Below are 23,714 nucleotides of genomic sequence, written 5' to 3'. Positions count from 1 at the left end.
AATGACATCAAGGGGCTGTATCAATGGCCCTTTTTATCAACTATTCCAGATTCCCATGACAAGTCCCTGATAAGAGCCTTTGTTGCCTGATTCTGGAACTTACCATTTTTATACATGAAAAAGGTTGAAGTACAACCTGGTCATGCAGTCCATGTATTAGAGTCACCCTGGGAAACGGGGACAAATCAGTTGACAATGTTATGAGAAAAATATTATAGATTTGATGTGCCGGAGTGGTGAAACTGGTAGACGCAGGGGACTCAAAATCCCCCGGAGCTTGCCTCCATGTCGGTTCGATTCCGACCTCCGGCACCAAAAATTTTAAGGGGTTAGGGGCTCTTTGGAGCCCCTAACAATACCGATTTAAAGTTTTAGAGGTAGGGGCGGGGTTTATCCCCGCCCTCTTCCAAAGCTTGAAAACAGTTTCTTTGCCAAATAACCCTGCGGCTTCTGCCGGAAGGCCGGGCGCTCACAATGACGATTCATTAGCAAATGTTTGATCGCAGCTTGATATAATATCTTCATGCTCCATTTTGACGATACTTCTACCAGCCCAATGCCTCTAGTCCTCAAAGTGATCCCAAAGCACCGTTCCCTCACACTCCTGAGGCGGCTGGAAACCCAGGAGGTGACTCAGGGTCGGTACCACATCCATCAGTCGCACAAAGCCTCGTCGCTCCGGGTCGCGTGAATAGCCAGCCTTGATACCAGGCCCCCTGATAATGAAGGTGGCCAGATTTGAGGTCATGCTGGTCCTGTCGGTAGGAAGGTTGGGCCCATGATGGGCTGAAAGAGGCGGGGCGTCAACCACGGTAGCACCGGGATTTGCAGCGAAAATAGGTGCAATAGTTGGATCCCCCCACCAATAGCCATGGTTGAAGAGGTATATCACATCGCCTGTTCTTTCACCCCAATAACCGAAAAGTTGAGCATCTCTTTTTTTAAAGGCAAAGCAGATGATCAGCTTGCCATTATCAGGGTCACGCCACGTCTGGAGGGCGTCAATAATCTCCTCCTGAACCTTCTCATAATCCTCAGGCTCAACAATACCATGAGGATTCCGCCCCTTAAGGTTGACCGTTATCTGGCAGGCGCCGTTGCGGTATGCTCGCGACCTTGAGAGGTCAAGAGCGCTGACAGCAAAAGAGTCACCGCTAAAGACACTGAGACCCTTCTGGGCCAGCAGGCGAAATACATCGGCCACCCGGTAATCGGGGGTGCAGCCATGATCGGCTACTACCACGATGTAGGTATCCTTGTCGGCCAATTCCATGAAACCGCCCACCATCTCATCCATTATCTGGTAGGAACGCCGGATGACATCCATATAAGCAGGCGCCCTGGCAGGGTCGTAACCCGGCCCTTCAGGCTCAATGACGCGCATTGTCTCATGGGCTACGGTATCGGGCCAGTGCCAGTGGAGGTAATAGATGTCCCAACCATAGTGTTCCATCACGTATTTGGCCGCCTTAGAGTGCCATAATGCTTGATAACGCATATCATCGAGTATGGTGTCCAGTATCTCCTTGTCTCTTTCAATCACATCTTCAGTGAGACGGCCTACCGAGTGCTCAAAGTAAGGCCCCACTTCGCGGATGAGTTCTTCACTTAGCGAGGCGGGGTCGGTGAAATTTGTGGTGGGATAGACTTCGGAACGAACCAGGCGAACGTCTTTGCCATCAGGGGAAAGGTGAAGCAGTTTAAACCGCGTGGAGCCTTCCCGTTTACCCTCAAGGTCCACCTTAGTTTTGGAAAAGGCCACTGTCAGCAACCCTGCCATCCGACCTTCACGTTGAGCGGTATTGTATTCACGAAATATCCAAGGAGTCCATTCGCCCTGCTTGAGTTCAGCCACGGGGTTTTCAGCATCCTTGTTCTCACACAAAAGAACTCGGTCATAGCCCTGTCCTTTGGAGTTGATAAGCAGCAGGTCAAACTGGACGCCCTGGGCCGCAGGCGCCGCTGCATCAGGGGCGACAGCCTCGCCCTGGAAGTCAGCTCCATCTTCTGTCGCGCCCACACGAGACACAACACTCTCTGTGCCAGGGGTCTCCTGCACCACCAGGACCGCCTCCAGTGAACCTTCAGGCGCTCCGCGCCAGTCCTGAGCCGGTTGAAGCTCAATCTTCACCCCGCCACGCATAGAGGGGGCTGTGGCGTACTCGTTGCCTCGAATCATGAGCATCGTCACCAGCCCGCGGTGCAGGGGGGCAATGACATAGCCATTTTTGGTACGCCTGGGGAAGGCCGAAGGGTAGGCTGCACAGAGGCTCTTCAGTCCCGCGCGCTCCGCTGCCTCCCAGATCGTCTCAGCAGTGATGGTGCGGGAATCAAAGGTGGACATGGCAGGGCCTCCCGGAAGGTCGCTCACCTTGTAGTCAACCCAATTCCCGGCGCCGTGGGTATCCGGCCACGAGCCGGTGGAAAGGGTAGCCCAGTTAGTTGGAGTGTATGGCGGTAGGCAACAAGCAGCCTCGCTGCCAGCGCCCTCATTGATAAGGCGTTTCAGGTTGGGCAGATGTCCTTGTTCAATGAACCTGAGCACCATCGGGTAGATTACTGCGTCAACACCGATAAGCATGGCTTTTTTTCTGTTACTCATTTGGGCATAACCTCCTTAGCTATAATAGTTGAATTTCGCTTTTTTATCTTACTACTAGTGCAAGAGAGTGACAAGAAATCTTTATTTTTCAAAAAGGAGTATGGAAAAATTAGGCTGGTGTGCAAGCGGAAGAGTTCATCAAATAGATCGGACTTAATAGATCCAGATATTGTGGTATCAACCAACTTCCTTTTTCTGACGGGTGGATCGAAGCACCCCGTCGAGTCAGGGCCTTGTTTTCAAACCAGCCGGAGGCTTTTCGGCAGGGACGCATATACAAACTGCAAAGGATGAGGCAGGATACAAAGAATCTGAGGAACAAACGCATTAGCGATACTTTCCTGCCCGCCTGGCTAGTTGATCGTATAGACCTCGAACAACTCTTGTATAAGCCCGTCATTCAGGTCATAGGCCGCCTGGATATTAGTAAGACGATAAGCATTCACCAGACAATCCGCCCCTGGGTCTGCGATGCTGAGATGGCTGAGCTTCTTGATATTCCGGAGGGAACATCGCTTTTTCACTTGGCATGGCGGTGCTTTGACCCGGATGAACGCATATTATGGTATACTGAAGGGATCTCGACGTTTAATGCCTTATCAAGCGAGGAAAATATTGATCTGAGTCTAATTATAACAGAGGAGGTTAAAAGCTGAATAACTTTTATTTACCAAGGGTAATCCATAATAGCATTGAGTTAACGAATGACAATTGGTTTGCGAACCGAACGTAATAAAAATTGTCTTTTATATTGATTTTATCATGTTACCTGATATAAACGTGTCTTATACTGGAGCAAATATCAAGGTTTTTACAGGCTAGGTTTTTTTCTACCATTACTTTCCTCGTTATCACTTTATTATGTCTCTGACCCTCACCGACCAGAGCATTAGAATCTCCATGGCCTTATCCCTTTTTAAACCGTTTTTAATAACTGTATTTGAATCGCGGCATTGTCAATATTTATAAGCGAGGTTAGACGATCATGAAACTTATCTATGAAGTGAAAGATAAAGTGGCGTATATCACCATCAACCGGCCTGAAGCCATGAACGCTATGGACCCGGAGGTCTATGAACTGCTTTCAAAGGCTTGGATAAACGTTCGCGATGACCCCGATGTTTGGGTTGCCATTATTACCGGAGCGGGCGAGAAGGCATTCACCGCGGGCGCGGATCTCAAAACGGCCATACCTCGAGAGCAGGAAAAGGCTGATTTTTGGCTGACCCAGAAGGATATGCTGCTCAATCGGGGCCTGGAGGTGTGGAAGCCCGTGATAGCCGCAGTGAACGGGTACTGTCTGGCTGGTGGCATGACGCTTCTGTTTGCAACCGATATCCGGATTGCGGCCGAACACGCCGTATTTGAAATATCCGAGGTGAAGAGAGGTATCCTGCCAGGAAATGGGGGAACCCAGAGGGCCTTACGAAACCTTCCTTTCCCCATTGCCATGGAAATGTTGTTGCTCGGCCGACGTCTGACTTCTCAAGAGGCCCTGACTTACGGTCTGATCAACAAGGTCGTTCCGATGAAAGATCTTCTGCCAGCGGCACAGGATTATGCCAGGAGATTGTGTGAATGCGGACCCTTGGCCCTCCGTGCTATCAAAGAATTGGCCATCAGATCCCAGAGTCTGCCTCTAGAACAAGGTCTCCGGCTGGAACAGTCGTTTCAGGCATTTCTCCGCACCACCGAAGACGCTCAAGAAGGACCGAGGGCGTTTGCCGAAAAGAGAAAGCCTAATTATAAAGGCAGATGATTTTATCTGTTCCTTGATTGGCAGGTCACCTTCTTGATTCATCAGAGGGCCTCATTCGATCCTGCCGCCCAACTCGTATCTTGGAAAAGATAGACGCGATTGTTCATAAACAGGAGGTTTTGATCATGCATGAGCACGATTATGGGTTTTCCGACGAGCTTAAGTTGCTCACAGAGACGGTGCAGAAGTTTGTAAAAAACGAGATTATCCCGGTCGAACACAACCTGGATCCGGACGCTGTAGAATTTCCTGAGGAAGATGTGGCTCGCCTGCAGGAAAAGACCCGGGCCATGGGGATGTATCAGCCGTCGGTGCCTGAGGCATATGGGGGTGCGGGTCTGGATTTTTTTTCAAACACCGTTTTTATGGAGCAGCTTAGTCAGCACCGGCAGGGATTGTATAATGCCGGCGGCGGCGCCTTTGGCCGTGAGATTAATCCTCTCCTGTATGGAGGCACTGAAAAGCAAAAAGAGAAATATCTCCTGCCTTGGGTTTGGGGTGAGATTCGCGGCTGTTTTGCCATTACGGAACCTTCCGGTGGATCAGATCCGGCCAGAGCCATTAGAACCCGTGCGGTCAAGACATCAAAGGGATGGGTAATCAATGGCACCAAGATTTGGATTTCTTATGCTAAAAAAGCCGATTTCGTAACGGTTTTCGTTCGAACCGACGACAGCCCTATTGGGACGCGAGGTGAAATCACCTGTTTTATTGTAGAGAAGGGAACCCCGGGTTACCACATCGGCAATGCCATTCCCGTTATTCGGCCTGAGGCTCCATATGAGCTTATTTTTGAAGATTGCTTGGTACCAGAAGAGCAGGTGCTGGGCGGGCGTGGTAATGGTTTCGAGCTTTTGAAATCTCTGCTTACTCAGAATCGTATTCCATATGCGGCACAATGTGTGGGCATTGCGCAAAGATCACTGGAGATGGCCTCTGAATACGCCAAGATCCGGGAAACGTTTGGCAAGCCGCTTTCACAAAGGCAAGCTATCCAATGGATGCTGGCTGATTCTGCTCTGGAAGTCCATGCTGCCAGATTGGTCGTTTATAATGCGGCTCGATTAAGAGCTGAAAATAAACCGTTTCAGATCGAATCGTCCATGGCCAAACTTATGGCCAGTGAAATAGCTCTGAACGTTGTTGATCGAGCCATGCAGATACATGGGGGGATGGGATTAGCCAAAGAGCTGCCGCTTGAACGCTGGTATCGCGAATTGCGGACCCGTCGAATCGGTGAAGGGCCCTCAGAGGTGCACCGGATGGTTATCGCGAGAACTTTAACCTAATTTTTATTTTAAATAGGAGAATGAACCATGAGACTCAGGCGGTCATCGTTATTCGTTCCTGGTAATAAGCCTGCCTGGATGGAAAAGGCGGTTAATTACGGCGCGGACTCGCTTATCCTTGACCTGGAGGATTCGGTCCCGGATCACGAAAAGACATTAGCCCGGCCTCTGGTTAAAGAGGCGCTGAAATTTTTAAAGCAAGCCGGGCAAGCCTGTGCGGTCAGGATCAACGGCCTGGCCACGGGCATGACTCTTGATGATCTTGAGGGTGTGATGTGTCCAGAGCTGGAAAGTGTATCATTACCCAAGGTGGAGATTGTTGAGGATATGAGAGAACTGGATGTATTGCTTACTCATCTGGAGAGGCGTAACAATATTGAGATTGGGAGCATCAAAACAGCCTTGGCCCTGGAAACGGCTAAAGCGATGCGAAACGCTTACAATATAGCTATCTCCTTTCCGCGGATTCAGGGCCTTTCTCTGGCCGCCGGTCCCGGCGGTGATGCCAGCCGATCTGTCGGTTATATATGGTCTAAGCAAGGCAAAGAAACCCTCTATCTCCGATCAAAAGCGGTGCTTGATGCCCGGGCCGCAGGGATACAGTATCCCACCATCAGCTCCTGGTGGGATATCAAGGATTTGGAAGGGCTTGAGCGTGATGCACGTTTGAACCGACAGCTTGGGTTTAGAGGCCAAACGGTCATTCATCCCACACACGTTCCGGTGGTTAACAAGGTCTTTTCTCCGACCGCTGATGAAATCGCTTTTTACAAGGGATTGATCAAGGCTTTGGAAGAGGCAGAGAAAAAAGGAACAGCAGCTGTTGTTTATGAAGGAGATATGATTGATTACGCCATGGCCAAAACCGCACGGGAAATGCTTGAATTCGCCGGTTCAATCGGTCTGGATGTCTAGTCGCAATCCAAACTTACTGCCAGAATCGAAGCTGGAGAAAAAAATAAGGTTACATCTTCATCCTTGGGTCCAAGGCATCCCGCAGACCGTCTCCGAAAAGGTTGAAGGCCAGCACGACAATCATGATCGCCAGTCCGGGAAATATCACGATGTGAGGCGCGATCTGTAAGTAGGCCCGTCCTTCGGCCAGCATAGCGCCCCATTCCGGTGTGGGAGGTTGAACCCCCAAACCCAGAAAACTCAAACCGGACGCAATAAGAATGATGATCGCTATCCGGAGCATCACCAGCACCACAATAGGGGCGAGGCAATTAGGTAATATGTAACGAACCATAATGTTAAGATCGCCTTCTCCTATGGCCCTGGCCGCAAGGACATAATCGCTTTCTTTCTCACCAATGACGACGCTTCTCGTGACCCGGATAAATTGTGGAATGGATGAAAGACCAATGGCCAGAATCACGCCAGTTAACCCTGTTCCTGCCGCTGCTATGATCGCAATGGCCAAAATCAATCCTGGGAAGGCTAGGAGAAGGTCAGCTAAAAAAATGACGACCATATCCACCTTCCGGCCGTAATAGCCACCAATTATCCCAATAGTGGAACCTATAAATAGGCCTATGGCCACAGAGATTATAACTATTTTGATAGTTATCAAGGCTCCATAAATAATTCTCGACAATACATCTCTTCCCACCTGATCGCAGCCCAGCGGGTGTTCAAAACTCAAACCTGTCCTGATCTTATCAAGGTCTTGTTTGAAAGGATCATGAGGGGCTAAATGAGAGGCAAATATGCCAGTTAAAAAAAACAATAAAATGATTACCATCCCGGTCAGAGCTATCCTGTTGCGCTTAAGCCGAAGCCAGGCAAGCTTCAAATTGGTTTTTCTCTTTTCATCATTAATGCCCGAGTTCATAGTAACCTTAAAAGAGTTCGTCATTTATGAAACATGCAAGTCAGTTAATCATAAGTCACTCTGGGGTTAATGTAGCCATAAAGTATATCCACCACCAGATTTACCAGAATGAAACTGAAGGCAAAAAAGATAACGCATGCTTGAACCACAGGATAATCTTTGGCAAAAATGGCATCCACGATTAACCAGCCTAAACCTGGCCAGCTAAAAACTGTCTCAACCAGAACCGAACCACCCATTAAATAACCAAATTGAATACCCACGATAGTAATGGTTGGCAGGAGAGCGTTCTTAAGGGCATGCTTGAAAACAATTCTACTTTCCTTCTGACCTTTGGCTCTGGCCGTCTTGATGTAATCCATGCGAAGAACTTCCAGCATGGAGGAGCGCGTCATCCTTGCTGTCACTGCTGCTGATGGGGCGGCCAGGGTTATAGCCGGTAAAATAATACTCTTAAGTCCCTCGATCCCTCCAGCTGGAAACAGGCCGGCAAAAACACTAAAGAACAAAATTAGAAGGAGTCCGATCCAAAAAGTTGGCGCGGAAATGCCTAAAAGAACTAAACTGGTAATCGCATAATCTAAGGATGTGTTTTGTTTGGTTGAGGCAATAACACCCGCCAGTACACCAACAATAACGGATATGGTGATGCTGACCAAGGCAAGCAGCAGAGTGTTTTTGAACCTGGGCAGGATTTGATTTATAACATCATCCTGTGATCTGATGGATTGGCCAAAATTAAACCTGACTATGCTTTTTAAAAAAATTCCATATTGAACGATAATAGGTTTATCAAGTCCTAATTGATGGCGGATTGCTTCTAATTGTTTTTCATCTGCGTCAATACCGACTATGACTCTGGCCGGATCACCCGGTATCAACTGAAGAATAAGAAAGGCCACCAGGGTAATGGCAAGTAAGGCAGGAATCAGCAGTAAAATCCGTCTGACGATGTAAGCGAGCATATTGTATAATGAAATAAGTAACTATAGCAAATGGGCGTAATCTTTAGCCAAGCTTCAAAATCCGAGCAGCGTTTTCATACAGCCACTTTGGTTTGACCGAATCTTTCAAAGGAAGCTCCTTGGTCTCCTGGATGATCTGCTTTAAAGGGAGCCCAAGCGTCATCCATGAACTGGCGAAGAGAATTCGATCTTGAAGAAGCGTATTCCCGAACTGAAGCAGCATCTCGAACCCGCTTCCAGGTTTGGCAATATATTTCGGGCGATGCGCGGCAAAATCAATGTATAAATTAGTATGTCTTCGCGCCAATCCAACCAGCTCAGGCACCCAGGGCCACCCGCCCAAGCCTGCAATGATGGGTAACTCAGGAAAATCACGCGCAACCTCATCAAGATAAAGCGGCCGTCCAAGATCCATAGCCCGATCTGTAGCATAATTCATAGTTGTATAGACCCTGATCGGAATATTCATCTCAACGCATTTAGCATAGAGGGGATAATATTTTTTATCATTGGCATATAGTCTTTCTCTAAAGGTAGATACTTCTAAGCCTTTAAATCCAAGCTCCTTTACACAATACTCCAGCTTTCTAACGCCAGCCATTCCAAGGTGAGGGCTTATTCTGCACCATGGTATTAATTTGTCTCTATGTTTCTCAGCCAGCCTGGCCGTATGTTCAAATGAGGCAAACCGACCTGTTCCGATGCAAGCATAGGTCACGCCCGCATCATCCAGCATGCGGATAAATTCTTCCTCGGTCATGGCCTTTTCCATGGCTTTCTCGGTAATCATTCTCCTTAATTTTACCGGCCCTATTGTTTCCTTAGCTTCTTCAAATTCAGCAGGGCTCATCCCTATGTCAGAGGCCCATTTAGGGCCAAAGATATTAATATAATTGGCCATGCCCTGGTCTCCACTCTGCTCCAAGGAATCCAGGTCCGCCTGATAGACTTCCCGGGTAGGGATATCACATTCGATATCAATGACCATATTATTATCTCCTTCAGCTAGGCTTAGATGCATGTTGAGGCATCAGCATTACAAACCTTGCACACAAGGCAAAAGCCCGTATTACGGGGCTTCTTCCTGGGAAATGACTCCCTCACGGGTGAGTTGGTCAAGCTCACTCTCAGACAATCCCAGAAGTTCACCGAAGACCTCCTGATTGTGTCCACCCAGGAGGGGAGGAGGACCCTGTGGTTGGCTTGCGTTTTTGAAGAATTTAAAAGGGGTATTCACTATGGGCAGGCTGCCAACACCTGGGAGTTCAACATCAACTAACATCTTCCGTTCGCGGATTATAGGGCTGTTGATGATTTCCGCGGTTGAATTGACCTTACTGTAAGGAATATCGAATTTATTAAAAATTTCGCTTGCCTCCTCGATCGTTTTTTCCTGGGCCCATTCCTTGACCACCTGGATGAAGATATCAAAATGCTTGCTCCTGGCCTCGAGAGTCTTGAAACATTCGTCCTCAAGGAGTTCAGGCCGACCAATGGCCTGGACAGTCCTCTCAAAACCCAAGGCAATCGAGGCCGCCATGTAGCCATCCTTCATTTTCAGGGGTGGTCTGAAGACTAGAGTGGGAATGTCATCCTCACCGTCGGAGAAGATATATTTTTGAAGCGTGGAGTCATTGGCCGCCAGAATACAGTCCAGCATGGAAATATCAATAAGCTGACCTTCACCGGTTAACTCACGATGATACAGGGCTGCCAGGATCGCGATCGTTGCATTGAGGGAAGCATAGGTGTCTCCCAGGGAGAAAGGAAATCCAGGCGGCGTCCCGTCTGAGCCGTACATCTCGCCGGCGGCATAATCCAGACCGCTATAGGCTTCAATAATATCCGTATAGGCGGGTCGTTTTGCTTCCGGCCCTGTTTGGCCGAACCCTGAGATGGAGCAGTAAATAATATCTGGATTGATGGCCCTCAAGACAGGATATCCCAATCCCATTTCCGTCATGAGTCCCGGACGAAAATTTTCAATAACGACATCGCATTTGGCTGCGAGCTTCTTGATTAAATCTATTCCTTTTTCATGTTGAAGATTGACGCTGATACTTTTCTTGCCCAAATTAAACTGTGTAAAATAGCTTGCAAATTTGCCTTTGAAGGGTGGCGCCTGCCGCATGAGGTCTCCGTTCAACGACTCGGCTTTTATGACTTCAGCCCCAAGGTCAGCCAGCATACGCGTGCAAAAGGGTCCGGATAATACGCGGCTGAAATCAAGCACCCTTATGTTCTTGAGCATATTAGCCTCCGATGCGCCGGCTTTATCACTGAGTTCATCTCTCCTGAACCCTGCATTAGCATAAAGGTTTAAGAGGGGCCTTTTTTCGGTCTAGCCCCTCTTACCGGTTTATTCAACCCAGGCGTTATAGACATTGAACGTGTCTGAAACCGGGACATAAGTTGGTTTTACGTGAACGTTTTTATTTTTAACAATATTGTAATTCATAAATAATATATTTATCCCAAAGGCTTCCTTCTCCGCGATCATTTGGATCTTTTTAAGAAAATCTATCCGTTTCGCCTGGTCCCATTCAACCAGCTGCGCCATGGACAGCTGGGCCACCGTTTTATTCTGGTAATAGCTTAAGGGGCTATATGGCTGCATGGCGAAGAGGGCCCATTGCGGGTCTTCCTTGGAAGGCCAGGAAACGATAAAGGCATCCCCGGTGGATTTATCTGGAGGCTGAACCAGGGCGGTGATCCAGGCCCCAAAGCCCATTTTTTCCGACTCGCACTTAAAGCCAACATTGCTCAACTGATTTTGAATAACCGCCACCATTTCGTCACACATGGGATAGCGGCCGCTCGGATAGCGAATTTTTAAGCGAAGCTTATCCGCGCCCTTTTCTCGGATTCCATCTTTGTCGCTATCCACCCAGCCCGCCTCAGCCAATACCTTCCTGGCCTTCTCCGGATCGAAGATCATAGGATCGCTGGGGATGCTTCCCATGCAGATTGGCGATATATAGGTGTTGGCGATGGTGGCATGGCCCTGCAATATCTTTTCCACGATCCCCTTGCGATTGATGGCCAGCTTAATGGCCTGGCGAACCGCCGTTTCATTAGTTGGTTTTGCCAGGTTGTTCAGAACGAGGTAAAGAAGTTCTGTGGTGGGCCATTCGATGACGTCAAACTTCCCTTCTTTTTGCGCCCTTACAAGGTCTGGCACATCGAGGTTAAAGGCCAGGTCAATTTGGCCGGTCTTGAGCATGTTTAACCTGGAGGCGCTTTCAGGGATAAATCTAAACTCGACCTGGTCTAAATTCGGCCTCCCCTTCCAGTGCTTGGTGTTCGCTTCCAGGACGGCCTTTTCTCCGTGTACCCATTGCTTTAATTTATAGGGCCCCGTACCAACCGGATGAGTGCCGATTTTGTCCCCCCACTTCTTGACGGCGGCTGGGCTAATCATGCCAATATAGCTCTGGACAAAGTATGATTCTACCGGGACAGCCGGAATTTTTAGATTTACTTTAACCGTGTATTCATCAATCACTTCTGTATTTTTTATTAAAAAGCCATAATTTCTGGCATTTGCCAGGGGCGGCGGTCCGAGCAAACGATCAATATTGAACTTGACCGCCTCAGCATTAAAGGGCGTCCCATCGGTAAATTTTACATCTTTTCTGAGATAGAAAATCCAAGCCATTTTATTCGGTGTAACTTCCCATTTGGCAGCCAGAGAAGGCATAACCACAGGTTTTTTCGTTTTTTCATCAAGTTTGAAAGTAAGTAGCCTTTCGTAGATATGAGCCATAATGTAGACGTCACCCGATCCAGAAGAAGCATGCGGGTCCAGTTTCACGGCAGTCATCCCAAAACCGATCTTCAATACTCCTCCTTTTTTCACGGCCCAGGTCTTGGATGGAGAGATAAAAATCCCCATACAAAAGATGATAATCAGGATTGACAGATAAGACGGTTTTAATACTTTTTTAATCATCGCAGAAAACCTCCTTCAGAAATTCTCATAAATAATCCCCAAGTTAAGGCCTCACCAAAATAGATACTAAGAACGGCAGATCTTAAGTAATTGTTTAAAATATTTTTCTTATATAGACGCTCGCTTTCGCGGGAATGACAGTTTACCTAGTTGTCGTTCCTGATAAAGCAGAAACCCAAGTGAAAAAAAAGAAGACAAAAGAAACATAATCTCGAAGATCAGTTTGAAATGATAGTTTGGAAAAAGATATTGTCAAGTAAAAATTTAAGATAAAGCAAATGTTCCATGGGCAAGGAAGAAAGAATAGGTAAACATATAAGGCCATGGCTTCCCTCAAACAACGCTGCCATTCCTGTAAAAGAAGGTCCTCGACAGAGAAAATTCTCTCTGAGACAAATCTGAAAGCGTGTCGGGATGGTCTGAATCGAGACAGCAGATCGCTTATTTCAACTTGGAATTCCGCTCAGCTTGCTGCCAGCATGGTAGCATATGCTAATATGGATACACGGTAACCAAAAGGAAGACACAGTGAGGTATGTGAAACGACAGGGCCAAAGCGAAACCGGTTTTCATCAAGTTGAGCTTTTTGTTCTATGATACTCTGCAACCTGCTGCAAGGTTGTTCATTAACTGGCTTGAACCATTTGGCTTGACAGTTCGCTTGTTTCATTTCAGAATCGCCTGAAAGCCTATGTCCGGCTGGGAGTCAGGATTAAAAGGCTGAAACCGTAACAAACATCTCTTTAGATACTAGCTTAAAAGCAACATTTAAGAAAGAGAGGCAGAAGATGAGTGAGAAAGGGGCGTCTCGTAAATCCCAGCTACACAAGGCGATGCAGAAGAGCCAGACGGAAAAATCAAGAACAACCAAGATATTGGCGTCCCAAAAGCGAATTCTGGTCTTGATTCTGATCCTGGGGTTGTTCCTGGGAATCTACTATTTTGTTAATGATGAAAAAAAGAATGCCTTCCTGGTTATCCCGGAACGAACAAGTTTTCATGAGTTGTTAAAAAAGCCGATGCAGACAGAAAAATTAGCCACAGAAAGTAAGATAACACCAGGACAAAGTCATGTGTCAGGCAAGGTTCAAATGCCATCCTCAATAAAAGCCACTGCTTTGGACGAAACGCCGGCTCAGATGGAAAAAAGCGAATACACCTTAAAAGCAATCTTTTGGGAAAAGACCTGGCTTCGGATTCACATTGATGAAGATGTGATAAGGGAATATCTTTTCAAACCTGGTGAGTCCATGACATGGCAAGCGAAAGAAAATTTTAAACTCAGGATAGGTAACGCCGGAGGGTTAAGGCTTTTCTTTGATGGCCAGGCACTGCCTTCTCTTGGAGGTCACGGGGAGGTGAGGGAAGTGATTCTGCCTTGACGACGTTATCGAGGCAATATGATTATCCAAGCAGAAATAAACCCAGCTTTCTTCTATTTATTTTTTTCTTGTACTAGTTTCATTGTTTGGAAAGAAAAGCCAACCCCTAACAATATAAGCGATATTACTAGCCCAATAATAAATTTACTGCTAAACATATTCCCTCCGATATATTACAACATACAAACATTGATATTTTTTCTAAACTGAGTCGTTCTTATCTATTTAAAACTATTTTTAAAAATACCAAAGGATCGTCTTGTTCACATTAATGGAATATACCATATCATTCATCAAATTGAAAAGCTGCCAGTGACCTGCCCCCATAGACTGGACCATTTAGAGAGTTAGAATCCAGTTGACAGGGCGAGGGAATTTATTGACAATATCACGGCAACTTTATAAACATTTCACTGAAGTCATTAAAATACAATTTAAAAATAGGCAAGAAGGAAATCCTCATTATGACTATAAATAATTCTAAGCTCACTCCCAACTTTATTCGCAATATTATCAGCAAAGATATAAAGGCACATAAAAATGACGGCCGGGTTATGACTCGATTTCCGCCGGAGCCGAATGGATATCTGCATATTGGCCACGCCAAATCCATCTGTCTCAATTTTGGCCTCGCGGCTGAATATGGAGGCCTGTGCAATTTGCGGTTTGACGATACCAATCCCACTAAGGAGGAGGTTGAATATGTGGAATCAATCAAGGGGGACGTCCAGTGGCTTGGATTCGATTGGGGTAATCGGCTGTATTATGCGTCTGACTATTTTGAGCAATTATACGAGTATGCGGTTCAGCTTATCAGATTGGGTAAGGCATACGTTGATAGTTTGACCGCAGAGGAAATCAGAGATTACCGCGGCACCTTGACGAAACCAGGCCAGGACAGCCCATATCGTACCCGCTCGGTCGAAGAAAACCTGGATTTATTCAAGCGTATGCGGGCCGGAGAATTTACGGATGGCGCCCTCGTCCTGCGCGCAAAAATTGATATGTCCTCTCCGAATTTAAATATGCGGGATCCGACCCTTTACCGTATTCGACACGAGACACATCATAGAACGGGCGACAGGTGGTGTATCTATCCGATGTACGACTATGCCCATTGCCTATCGGATTCCATTGAAGGGGTAACTCACTCAATCTGTACACTGGAATTTGAAGATCATCGTCCTTTGTATGACTGGATTCTTGATATGTTGAATGTTGATTATCATCCCCAGCAAATCGAATTCGCGCGCCTCAATCTTACATATACCGTGATGAGCAAACGAAAGCTTCTTAAATTGGTCGAAGGAGGGCATGTTAGTGGCTGGGATGATCCCCGTATGCCGACACTGGTGGGGATGCAGCGGCGTGGATACACACCGGAGTCCATCCGAAATTTTTGTGAACGCATTGGCGTGGCCAAGAGGGATAGTATCGTTGATATCTCCTTGCTCGAGCATTGCCTTCGTGAGGATTTGAATCAAAAGGCCCCGCGTGTTATGGCCGTATTGCGTCCACTTCGGGTGATTATTGACAACTATCCTGAAAACCAGGAAGAAGAGCTAGATTTCCCGAATCACCCGGAGGATCCCAGCATGGGTTCCCGGAAGGTTCCTTTCTCACGCGTGCTTTATATCGAACGAGACGATTTTCGTGAAGACCCCCCCAGGAAGTTTTTCCGCCTGACCCCTGGTCGTGAGGTCCGGCTGCGATACGCCTACTATATCACCTGTGTAGGGGTGGTTAAGGACGAAAAAACAGGCGAGGTCATTGAGCTTCATTGTACCTATGATCCAAAGACCGGAGGTGGTGGGAGCCCTGACGGGCGTAAGGTCAAGGCCACCCTGCACTGGGTTTCGGTTACCCACGCGCTTGAGGCTGAAGTGCGCCTGTATGATCATCTCTTTGTAAAAGAGAAGTTGAGTGATGTGGAGGATGGTTCTGATTTCAATGATTACCTGAATCCGAATTCTTTGGAGGTACTGAAGTCGTGCCGTGTGGAACCGAGCCTGGCCGAAGCGGCTCCAGGAAGCAGATACCAGTTCGAAAGACTGGGCTATTTCTGCGTTGATTCCGTTGATTCTTCCAAAGATGGACTCGTATTTAATCGGACGGTTTCGCTGCGTGATACCTGGGGCCGACTTAGTCGTTTCGACTCCATGTTTCCAGAGTAAAATTTACGAAAACTTCAATGCTCAGTAAGCTGGTTCGGGTAAATTTTCTTCAATCCGGGGCTAGTCCTCTGCATCATCCAGGAATAAGCCGGTCATGGTGTAGATTTCGGTCCACCTCTTTTCACACTTAGTGCAATACAGGGATTGCCTCAAAGTTTTCCCTTTCCACTCGGTTTTATCCTTGACTATATCTTCAGCGTAACAGTATGGACACAATCCACTGTCAGAATATTCCTCAAATTCCTCTTCAGTAGCCATTCTCGACATGATTTAACCTCCACTCAATTGGTGTGTTAATGAATAATATAAATGATCATCATGACCACTAAAGCCATGCCAAGGAGTATCCATCTGAATGATAAATTTGTGTTCACCCAAGGCTCCTGTTGTTACATATTTAAAAGGGTCAAAACCTTAAAAAACGTCCCTGTGTGCCTGGAATTAGGCTTGGTGATTTCATTAGGTTCTTATTTACTCGATCCATAAAGCTATAAGGTATTGGTAAATTACACGTCAAGTAGAAATTGGCTCAGACACAGGGGGACCGGTTTAAAATTAACATAAATTTAAAGAGCGAGTGAGTTATGAGAAATTACCGCCTTCTGGGTTCTCATGGGTTCTCAAGGCTTGACACGTACCAGCCAGGAGAGTATGTATTTGAATTATTTTATCTTTATTTTGTGAGAGTGATAGATGAGCTTGTCTAAACAATTAACGTTTCAGGAGCTTATTTTCGCCCTGGAGAGATACTGGGCCGAGCAGGGTTGTCTGATCCAGCAGCCTTATGACCTGGAAGTGGGGGCTGGAACCTTCAATCCGGCCACTTTACTTCGATGCCTCGGGCCAGAACCCTGGAAGGTGGCTTATGTTGAACCCTGCCGCCGGCCTACAGACGGCCGTTATGGCGAAAACCCTATGCGGGTCCAGCATTACTATCAGTATCAGGTCATCCTCAAACCATCGCCCTTAGACATTCAAGACATTTATCTGGAAAGCCTAAGAAGTTTTGGTATTGATCCCATGGATCACGATATAAGATTTGTCGAGGATGATTGGGAATCCCCGACGCTGGGGGCTTGGGGTATTGGATGGGAGGTCTGGCTCGATGGGATGGAGATCACTCAGTTCACTTACTTCCAGCAGGCTGGGGGAGTGGAACTGGCTCCGATATCCGTAGAGATCACATACGGCCTGGAACGGATTGCCATGTATCTCCAGGATGTAGACAGCATTTTTGATCTGAATTGGAATGAGTATATCCGATATGGAGACATTCACTATCAGGGGGAGGTCGAATATTCCAAGTACAATTTCGAAAAAGCCGATGTCGGTATGCTCTTTCAAAGTTTTGATCTGGCTGAGGCCGAATCCAGTCGCTTGGTCGAACAAGGCCTGGTCCTGCCAGCTTATGATTACTGCCTCAAATGTTCCCACCTTTTTAATCTCCTTGAGGCCAGAGGGGCAATCAGCGTGGCGGAGCGAACCCGCTTCATTGCACGCGTGCGCAGTCTCGCCAGAGCTGTGGTTTTGGCTTATCTAGCCCAGCGGGAGGAGATGGGCCACCCGTTGATAGGCCGTTGGGAGGATGATTCATGAGCCAATTGAATTTACTGGTTGAGATCGGCACTGAAGAAATTCCGGCAGGGTATCTACCGCCAGCCCTGAAGGCCCTGGAACAAGGGCTGGCCAGGTTTCTGATTGGAGCACCGGAAGATCACAAGATAAAAGCCTGGGGAACACCCAATCGTTTAGCCGTGGGAGCCTGGGGCTTGATTGATAAAGAAAGTGACGTTGAGAAGGAGGTGACCGGTCCGCCGGTAAAGGCGGCCTATGATGCTGACGGTAAACTGACCAAGGCGGCGCAAGGGTTTGCCCGCGGACAGGGAGTAGATGTTTCAGACTTGATTACGGTAGAGACAAAAAAAGGTAAATATGTGGCTGTGCGCAAGACGGTCAAGGGCCGCATGGCTGAGGAGATACTGATCCAGGTCCTGCCAGATTTGATTTTAGGGTTGCCTTTCCCGAAGTCCATGCGCTGGGGCAGGGGGGAAGTCACCTTTGTTCGTCCCATTCATTGGGTCTTGGCGGTCCTTGATGGCAAGATTCTTGATTTTTCTTTGGGCGCGGTTAAGGCCTCAAAATTTAGCTATGGCCACCGGTTCCTTCATCACGAACCCATTGAAATCAACTCGCCTGACGAATATGAGGAAAAGCTAGCTGCAGCTGATGTGATCGTTTCTCCTGGACAGCGTCAAAAAAAGGTGCGGCAGGAGATTAATCGAGCAGTTGCAGAAACCGGGCCTGAGCTCCAGGTCCTGTCTGATGAGGAGTTGGTGCTTGAGGTCACCAACATGGTCGAGCAGCCGATCGCGATTTGCGGGCAGTTTGAGAGCTCTTTTCTTGATCTGCCAGGCGAGGTGCTTATTACAGCCATGCGTGAGCACCAGCGTTACTTTGCCATAACGGACGACCAGGGAGCGCTTAAGCCCTACTTCGTTGCTATTAACAACACCAGGGCCCGGGATATGGACATCGTGACCAGAGGACACCAGCGTGTGCTCAAGGCCAGACTGGATGATGCCCGTTTTTACTTTACAATGGATCGCAAATCCACCCTCGAGTCATGCCAGGAGGAGCTGAACAAGGTTGTCTTTCACTCTTTTTTAGGAACCTCCTGGGAAAAAGTCATGCGCATGACCCGGCTGGCAGCCTATCTGGCTGACCAGCTTGATCCTGATATTAAAGAGCATCTGATCAGGGCGGCCGAGCTTTGTAAATGCGATCTGGTCACAGGCCTGGTCACCGAATTTCCTTCTTTACAGGGAACCATGGGACAAATCTATGCCGAGCTTGATGGCGAGCCTCCAGAGGTGGCCAGGGCCATTTATGAACATTACTTGCCCATTCGTGCCGGAGGAGACCTGCCTCAAAGTTCGGTCGGGGCGCTTCTAAGTCTGGCGGATAAAATCGAGACCATTATTGGCTATTTTAGCGTTGGGCTTATTCCTACCGGAGAGGCTGATCCGTATGCCCTCAGAAGGCTGGCGCTTGGCGTGATAAATATCGTTCTTAACAGGGGTTATCATATCTCTCTGGATTCGCTCATAAATTACACCATGACAGGTCTAACGGACTGGATGAAAAGGCCTGAAGCAGAAATCAGGGTGGATGTCCTTGAGTTTTTTCGACTCAGGCTCAAAAATCAGCTCACCAGCCTCGGCGCTTCCACAGACGGGGCAGAGGCGGTCTTAAGTCTCCACCATGATAACATTGTCACGGCCACAGCCCGGGTCTGGGCCCTGGAAAAGGTGAAGTCACGCCCGGAGTTTGCTGATCTGGCTCTGGCCTTCAAGCGGGTAGTGAACATTATCAAGAAGTTCGGCGAGCGAAGGGAACTTGACCCAAATCGGTTTATACAGGATGAGGAAAAATTTCTTTTTACCGCCTATAAAGAGGCCTCTACTCATGCTCAGGATTTGGTTCAGGCGTATGATTACACCAGTTTGCTTAACCAGATCGTGGCATTGAAGCCGGCTGTGGATAGTTTTTTCGATGAAGTCCTGGTGGATGATCCAGATCAGGAGTTAAAAGATAATCGCCTGGCTTTATTGACTGAGGTATCAGGGCTCTTCGCCCAGGTAGCCGACTTTTCTAAGATCAGCACCTAAAGGAAATGAAAAACCTTTAAATTGAGGGGGTCCTTTTGGGGGGAAGTGTTACCCCAGGGCCTTATCGTTACTTGTTTGGGGTTGCCTTTTTCGGAGTTTTATCTTGACTTAAACCATCATAAAGCTTATCCTTTTGTCAATAATGTCAAAGAAATCATGACCTAAAAGGCTTGTGAGACTGGTGCCTGCTGACGACTAGATTCCTCAAAAGCCGTCCTTTGGCGTGCCAGTATTGAGCGATCCTCTTTTTTAAGGAGCATCTCATGATAAAGAAAAATCCTGCCATGTGGCTCGCATTGCTTATGACGCTGATTTTTCTGTTATTAGCTCGTTTCCCAATAGATTTCCTGGAATCCCTGGAGCTGAAAACCTATGACTTGCGTATGCGATTTCGGGCCGGGGATGAGATGACCAAAACCGACATTGTCGTGATTGAGATTGACGACGATTCGATCACCAAGCTCGGTCGGTGGCCCTGGCCCCGCTCTCTGGTGGCCCAGATGGTTGAAAAGCTCAAGGAGCAGAAGGCCAGGTTAATTGGGCTGAATGTTATTTTTTCTGAACCTGAGGTGGCGGAAGGGCTTAAGTTGATTCAGGAATTGGAAAAAGATTTTCCTGCCAAATTTATGATAACTGGCGGTCAAGAGGCAAAGGATTTTCTCAGCAAGCTCTCTACAGCTCAGGCTACCTTGGATCATGATAAGATGCTGGCCCAGGCCATATCCAACGCGGGGAATGTGGTCCTTCCGGTTTTTTTTGAAATCGGTGATTACTTTACTGATCCGGACAAAGAGACTGAGTATGAGGAGGTGCTGCTCAAGAACGGTGTGATACATGCTCAGGGAATGGGCCAGGGCTTTATGATCCCTGCCGCGAAAATTATAGCTCCTATTCCTTCTTTTTCTGAAGCTGCTTTAGGCCTGGGCCATATCAATTCCCTGCCAGACCGGGACGGCGCGGTTCGGCGTGAGGCTCTACTCATTGATTATAATGGTCTGCCTTTTCCGGCGTATACCTTACGGTTGGCCATGCTGACACAGGGAGTCAGCTTTGAAAATATTCAGATTCAAGGGGAGGAGGGGCTTACGGTCGGCCGCCGCTTTATTCCCACGAACCCCCCCAATCTTGACTTTTTTATCACCTTCACTGACTCTAAGGCCTTCCCCCGTTTTTCCTTTTATGATGTGATTAACGACAAGGTTGACCCGGCGGCCTTTAAGGACAAGATCGCCCTGATCAGTGTTTCGGCCACTGGCATTGATATTCCCCAGGTGACACCCATTGACAAGACCATGTCCACCGGTATGTTCTCGGCTAATGTTCTTCAGAATTTACTCGGCGGCGGATTTATCACTCGCTCCGGAATGATGAACCTTATCGAATTACTTGTCATTCTTCTGGTCGGTCTCTTCCTGTCTCTCCTGCTGCCTCGCCTCCGGGCCCGGGCCGGGGCAATCGTTTCCGGGGTGGTCCTCGTGGGCCTTATCGTGATCGGGTTCTATCTTTTTATCGGCATGGACGCCTGGTTTAAAATAACTTATCCCGTCCTGCTCACCATCTTCGGGTATGCCGCTGTCACGACCACCCGTTTCTTTGTAACCGAGGCGAGTAAAGAGAAAATCGAGGGCGAGTCGGTCGAGATCAACCGCATGCTCGGACTTAATTTTCAAACTCAGGGTCAGTTGGACCTGGCTTTTGACAAATTCAGGCGCTGTCCGGTAGATGACGGCCTGAAAGACATTCTCTATAACCTCGCCCTGGATTTTGAGCGCAAACGAATGCTGAACAAGGCCGTTTCAGTGTATGAGTATATCGGCCAGCATGATTCGGATTACCGTGATATTAATGGAAAGATTAAAAAACTTAATATCGCTTCAGAGACCATGATATTCGGTCTGGGCACCGGAGGCCAGCAGGCTGATGATGGAACCCTGGTTATTAGCGAGGACACCAAACCTACCCTGGGCCGTTATGAGATTCTCAAGATCTTGGGAAAGGGCGCTATGGGGGTGGTTTATCAAGGAAGAGATCCCAAGATCAACCGGATAACCGCTATTAAGACCATCCGGTTTGAGGAAGAATATGAACCCGATGAAGCGAAAAAGATCAAGGAGCAGTTTTTCATTGAAGCTGAAACAGCCGGGATTCTCTCTCATCCGAACATCGTCACCATCTATGATGCTGGCGAAGATTTGGACCTCTGCTATATCGCCATGGAGTATCTAGAGGGTCACGATCTCAAGGAACATACCAACAAGGAAAAACTGCTGCCCCTCCGTCAGGTCATCGACCTCACAGCCGACGTGGCCAGCGCCCTGGACTACGCTCATAAACAAGGGATTGTGCATCGGGATATTAAGCCGGCCAATATCATGCTCCTTGATCGTGGCGGAGTCAAGGTCACCGACTTTGGAATCGCTCGCGCCACAGCCACATCCAAGACCAAGACCGGAGTGGTCAAGGGCACTCCTTTTTACATGTCGCCGGAACAGATCAAAGGAGAAAAAGTTGATGGCCGTTCAGACATCTTTTCCCTGGGGGTGTTGCTCTATGAACTCCTTGCTGGTGCTCAGCCTTTTCGGGCTGATGATTTAACCACGCTTATCTTCAAGATCACTTCCGAAGAACCAGAACCGATCTCGCAATACAACCCCAAAGTACCCAAAGCCGTTGTCCAGATCATCAATAAAGCCCTAATAAAGGACCGGGAGAAACGCTACCACAACGCCGAACAGATGGCCGCTCATCTGCGTACCGTCGCCCAGAAGCTGGATGAACTGGCTGCCAAGAAGCAGTCCCAGGCCTAAGATGTAAACATTCTACCGGAAGGCGGTGAACCTTGCCTCATCTAGTCGGCGCAGCTAGCTCTGATGTGGGCTTGACCAGGGAGAAGAACGAGGATTCCTTTTTTTTCGATGACTCCCTGGGGCTGTATCTCGTGGCCGATGGCATGGGTGGACATAATGCTGGCGAAGTGGCCAGCGCCCTCGTCACTCAGACGATTTCCGATTATATTTCGTTCTTCTTTAAAAAACCCTTTGAGGACCCGGAGAGATATAATTTTTTTGATAGCGATCGTTCTCCTGTGTCTAACACGGTCCTGCAGGCCATTTACCTGGCAAACCAGGTGGTTTATACTTCAGCTCAAAATAACAAGGCCCAGCATAACATGGGCTCGACCCTGGTCCTGATCATGGCCGAGGGCGATGATTTGCTCGTGGCGCATGTGGGCGATAGCCGAGTCTTTCGCCATCGAGCAGGTGAATTGAATCGTTTGACTGTGGATCACCGGCTTTCAGAGGATCCCCAGTTCAAGGGAGTTATTAACTACGATTCGACCGTGATCTCTTCAATGGGCCATACCCTGACACGGGCCATGGGCATCAAACCTGAAGTCATGCCTGAAATCATGCAAACACCCCTTCAAGAGGAGGATATTTATCTGCTTTGCAGTGACGGATTGACCGACATGGTGTCTGAAGAAATGATCGAGCAGGTTCTGGCCTTGGATGAAGACCTTGACAAGAAGGCGCACCACTTAATCGAACTGGCCCTGGCTGGGGGAGGAGTGGACAATGTAACCGTGGTGCTCGCTGCGGTAGAGTCCAAAGGCAAGACATTTAAGAAATTTTTTAGTAAGATTGTCAAAAGAACCTGATCTCAGAACTCGACTCATTCGTGAAAATAACTGGCTGGAAATTATGATCAAAAAGGATGAAAAAGACCAACCAACCACCTCTCTGAGGAATCTGGTCACAACCTTGATTTACACAACAGAAGCCATGATAAATATCCTTGAACGAAAAGAAATTATGTCCCGTTCCGAGATTATTGAAGAGATCAGGGCCATGAGGAAGGCCGCTGATACTCAAAAGGCCGAAGATGATGGTTAGAACTCCAGAATTTTATTACCACGGTTACTACTGTCCGGTTAAGGCTTGAGTAATTTCATGAAACAGTAGTAATGACAACACATTGTGAGCAGAAATGACTATTTTCGACTTCAACTCGTCCATGGGTTTCGGCAATACTCTTTCCACAATAACGAGGAAGGAGATAACCGATGTACACGGGACGAATTATTTTCTC

At 47.8% G+C, this 23,714-nt stretch carries 18 protein-coding genes and 1 tRNA gene; 12 read left to right on the top strand and 7 right to left on the bottom strand.

The window, feature by feature from the left end:
• Positions 1 to 227 precede the first annotated feature (227 nt).
• Positions 228 to 315: transfer RNA gene (locus JRI95_08120), tRNA-Leu, on the top strand.
• 247 nt (positions 316 to 562) lie between these two features.
• Here JRI95_08120 and JRI95_08115 read toward each other — a convergent pair.
• Positions 563 to 2,602: an alkaline phosphatase family protein gene (locus JRI95_08115; protein MBW2061512.1), complete on the bottom strand. Its 2,040-nt coding sequence runs from the start codon at positions 2,600 to 2,602 to the stop codon at positions 563 to 565.
• Between the two features lie 233 nt (positions 2,603 to 2,835).
• Here JRI95_08115 and JRI95_08110 point away from each other — a divergent pair, with 233 nt between their 5' ends.
• From JRI95_08110 to JRI95_08095, 4 genes are all read left to right on the top strand, one after another.
• A complete protein-coding gene (locus JRI95_08110) occupies positions 2,836 to 3,258 on the top strand; it encodes a UTRA domain-containing protein (protein ID MBW2061511.1) in 423 nt (140 codons plus the stop codon).
• 329 nt (positions 3,259 to 3,587) lie between these two features.
• Positions 3,588 to 4,361 (top strand): enoyl-CoA hydratase/isomerase family protein, encoded by a 774-nt coding sequence (locus tag JRI95_08105; protein MBW2061510.1) that lies wholly within the window; start codon positions 3,588 to 3,590, stop codon positions 4,359 to 4,361.
• Positions 4,362 to 4,486: 125 nt separating this feature from the next.
• Positions 4,487 to 5,650, top strand: a complete 1,164-nt coding sequence (locus tag JRI95_08100) for an acyl-CoA dehydrogenase family protein (protein MBW2061509.1) — start codon at positions 4,487 to 4,489, stop codon at positions 5,648 to 5,650.
• A 27-nt stretch (positions 5,651 to 5,677) separates the two neighbouring features.
• Entirely contained in the window at positions 5,678 to 6,565 is an 888-nt protein-coding gene (locus JRI95_08095; GenBank protein MBW2061508.1) for a CoA ester lyase, read from the top strand.
• A gap of 49 nt (positions 6,566 to 6,614) precedes the next feature.
• Here the strand turns inward: JRI95_08095 and JRI95_08090 are convergent, their stop codons facing one another.
• The 5 genes from JRI95_08090 to JRI95_08070 all read right to left on the bottom strand — a co-directional run bounded on the left by JRI95_08090 (position 6,615) and on the right by JRI95_08070 (position 12,401).
• A complete protein-coding gene (locus JRI95_08090; GenBank protein MBW2061507.1) occupies positions 6,615 to 7,484 on the bottom strand; it encodes an ABC transporter permease in 870 nt (289 codons plus the stop codon).
• 44 nt (positions 7,485 to 7,528) lie between these two features.
• Positions 7,529 to 8,449, bottom strand: a complete 921-nt coding sequence (locus tag JRI95_08085; protein MBW2061506.1) for an ABC transporter permease — start codon at positions 8,447 to 8,449, stop codon at positions 7,529 to 7,531.
• A 43-nt stretch (positions 8,450 to 8,492) separates the two neighbouring features.
• On the bottom strand, positions 8,493 to 9,437 hold the full coding sequence (locus tag JRI95_08080; GenBank protein MBW2061505.1) for an amidohydrolase: 945 nt from the start codon (positions 9,435 to 9,437) through the stop codon (positions 8,493 to 8,495).
• A gap of 81 nt (positions 9,438 to 9,518) precedes the next feature.
• A complete protein-coding gene (locus JRI95_08075) occupies positions 9,519 to 10,700 on the bottom strand; it encodes a CoA transferase (protein MBW2061504.1) in 1,182 nt (393 codons plus the stop codon).
• Between the two features lie 108 nt (positions 10,701 to 10,808).
• Positions 10,809 to 12,401, bottom strand: a complete 1,593-nt coding sequence (locus JRI95_08070) for a hypothetical protein (protein MBW2061503.1) — start codon at positions 12,399 to 12,401, stop codon at positions 10,809 to 10,811.
• Positions 12,402 to 13,189: 788 nt separating this feature from the next.
• Between JRI95_08070 and JRI95_08065 the strand changes: the two genes are divergently transcribed.
• Positions 13,190 to 13,783, top strand: a complete 594-nt coding sequence (locus JRI95_08065) for a DUF4115 domain-containing protein (GenBank protein MBW2061502.1) — start codon at positions 13,190 to 13,192, stop codon at positions 13,781 to 13,783.
• 464 nt (positions 13,784 to 14,247) lie between these two features.
• Complete coding sequence (locus JRI95_08060; protein ID MBW2061501.1) at positions 14,248 to 15,957, top strand: glutamine--tRNA ligase/YqeY domain fusion protein; 1,710 nt, start codon at positions 14,248 to 14,250, stop codon at positions 15,955 to 15,957.
• Positions 15,958 to 16,017: 60 nt separating this feature from the next.
• On the opposite strand, the gene JRI95_08055 is transcribed toward JRI95_08060, so the two are convergent.
• Positions 16,018 to 16,224: a hypothetical protein gene (locus tag JRI95_08055; protein MBW2061500.1), complete on the bottom strand. Its 207-nt coding sequence runs from the start codon at positions 16,222 to 16,224 to the stop codon at positions 16,018 to 16,020.
• 426 nt (positions 16,225 to 16,650) lie between these two features.
• On the opposite strand from JRI95_08055, the gene glyQ reads away from it, so the two are divergent.
• From glyQ to JRI95_08030, 5 genes are all read left to right on the top strand, one after another.
• A complete protein-coding gene (glyQ, locus tag JRI95_08050) occupies positions 16,651 to 17,553 on the top strand; it encodes a glycine--tRNA ligase subunit alpha (protein MBW2061499.1) in 903 nt (300 codons plus the stop codon).
• A complete protein-coding gene (locus tag JRI95_08045; GenBank protein ID MBW2061498.1) occupies positions 17,550 to 19,625 on the top strand; it encodes a glycine--tRNA ligase subunit beta in 2,076 nt (691 codons plus the stop codon). Before glyQ ends, JRI95_08045 begins: the two co-directional genes overlap by 4 nt.
• Before the next feature lie 263 nt (positions 19,626 to 19,888).
• Positions 19,889 to 22,432: a CHASE2 domain-containing protein gene (locus tag JRI95_08040; protein ID MBW2061497.1), complete on the top strand. Its 2,544-nt coding sequence runs from the start codon at positions 19,889 to 19,891 to the stop codon at positions 22,430 to 22,432.
• Between the two features lie 32 nt (positions 22,433 to 22,464).
• Positions 22,465 to 23,283 carry a serine/threonine-protein phosphatase gene (locus JRI95_08035; GenBank protein ID MBW2061496.1) on the top strand — a complete coding sequence of 273 codons (819 nt, stop codon included), beginning with the start codon at positions 22,465 to 22,467 and terminating at the stop codon, positions 23,281 to 23,283.
• A 43-nt stretch (positions 23,284 to 23,326) separates the two neighbouring features.
• Positions 23,327 to 23,518, top strand: a complete 192-nt coding sequence (locus JRI95_08030) for a hypothetical protein (GenBank protein ID MBW2061495.1) — start codon at positions 23,327 to 23,329, stop codon at positions 23,516 to 23,518.
• The last annotated feature ends 196 nt before the right edge of the window (positions 23,519 to 23,714 follow it).

The sequence above is a fragment of the Deltaproteobacteria bacterium genome (genome assembly GCA_019308995.1).
Lineage (GTDB): Bacteria > Desulfobacterota > Desulfarculia > Adiutricales > JAFDHD01 > JAFDHD01.
This window is presented reverse-complemented; position numbering and strand designations above follow the sequence as displayed.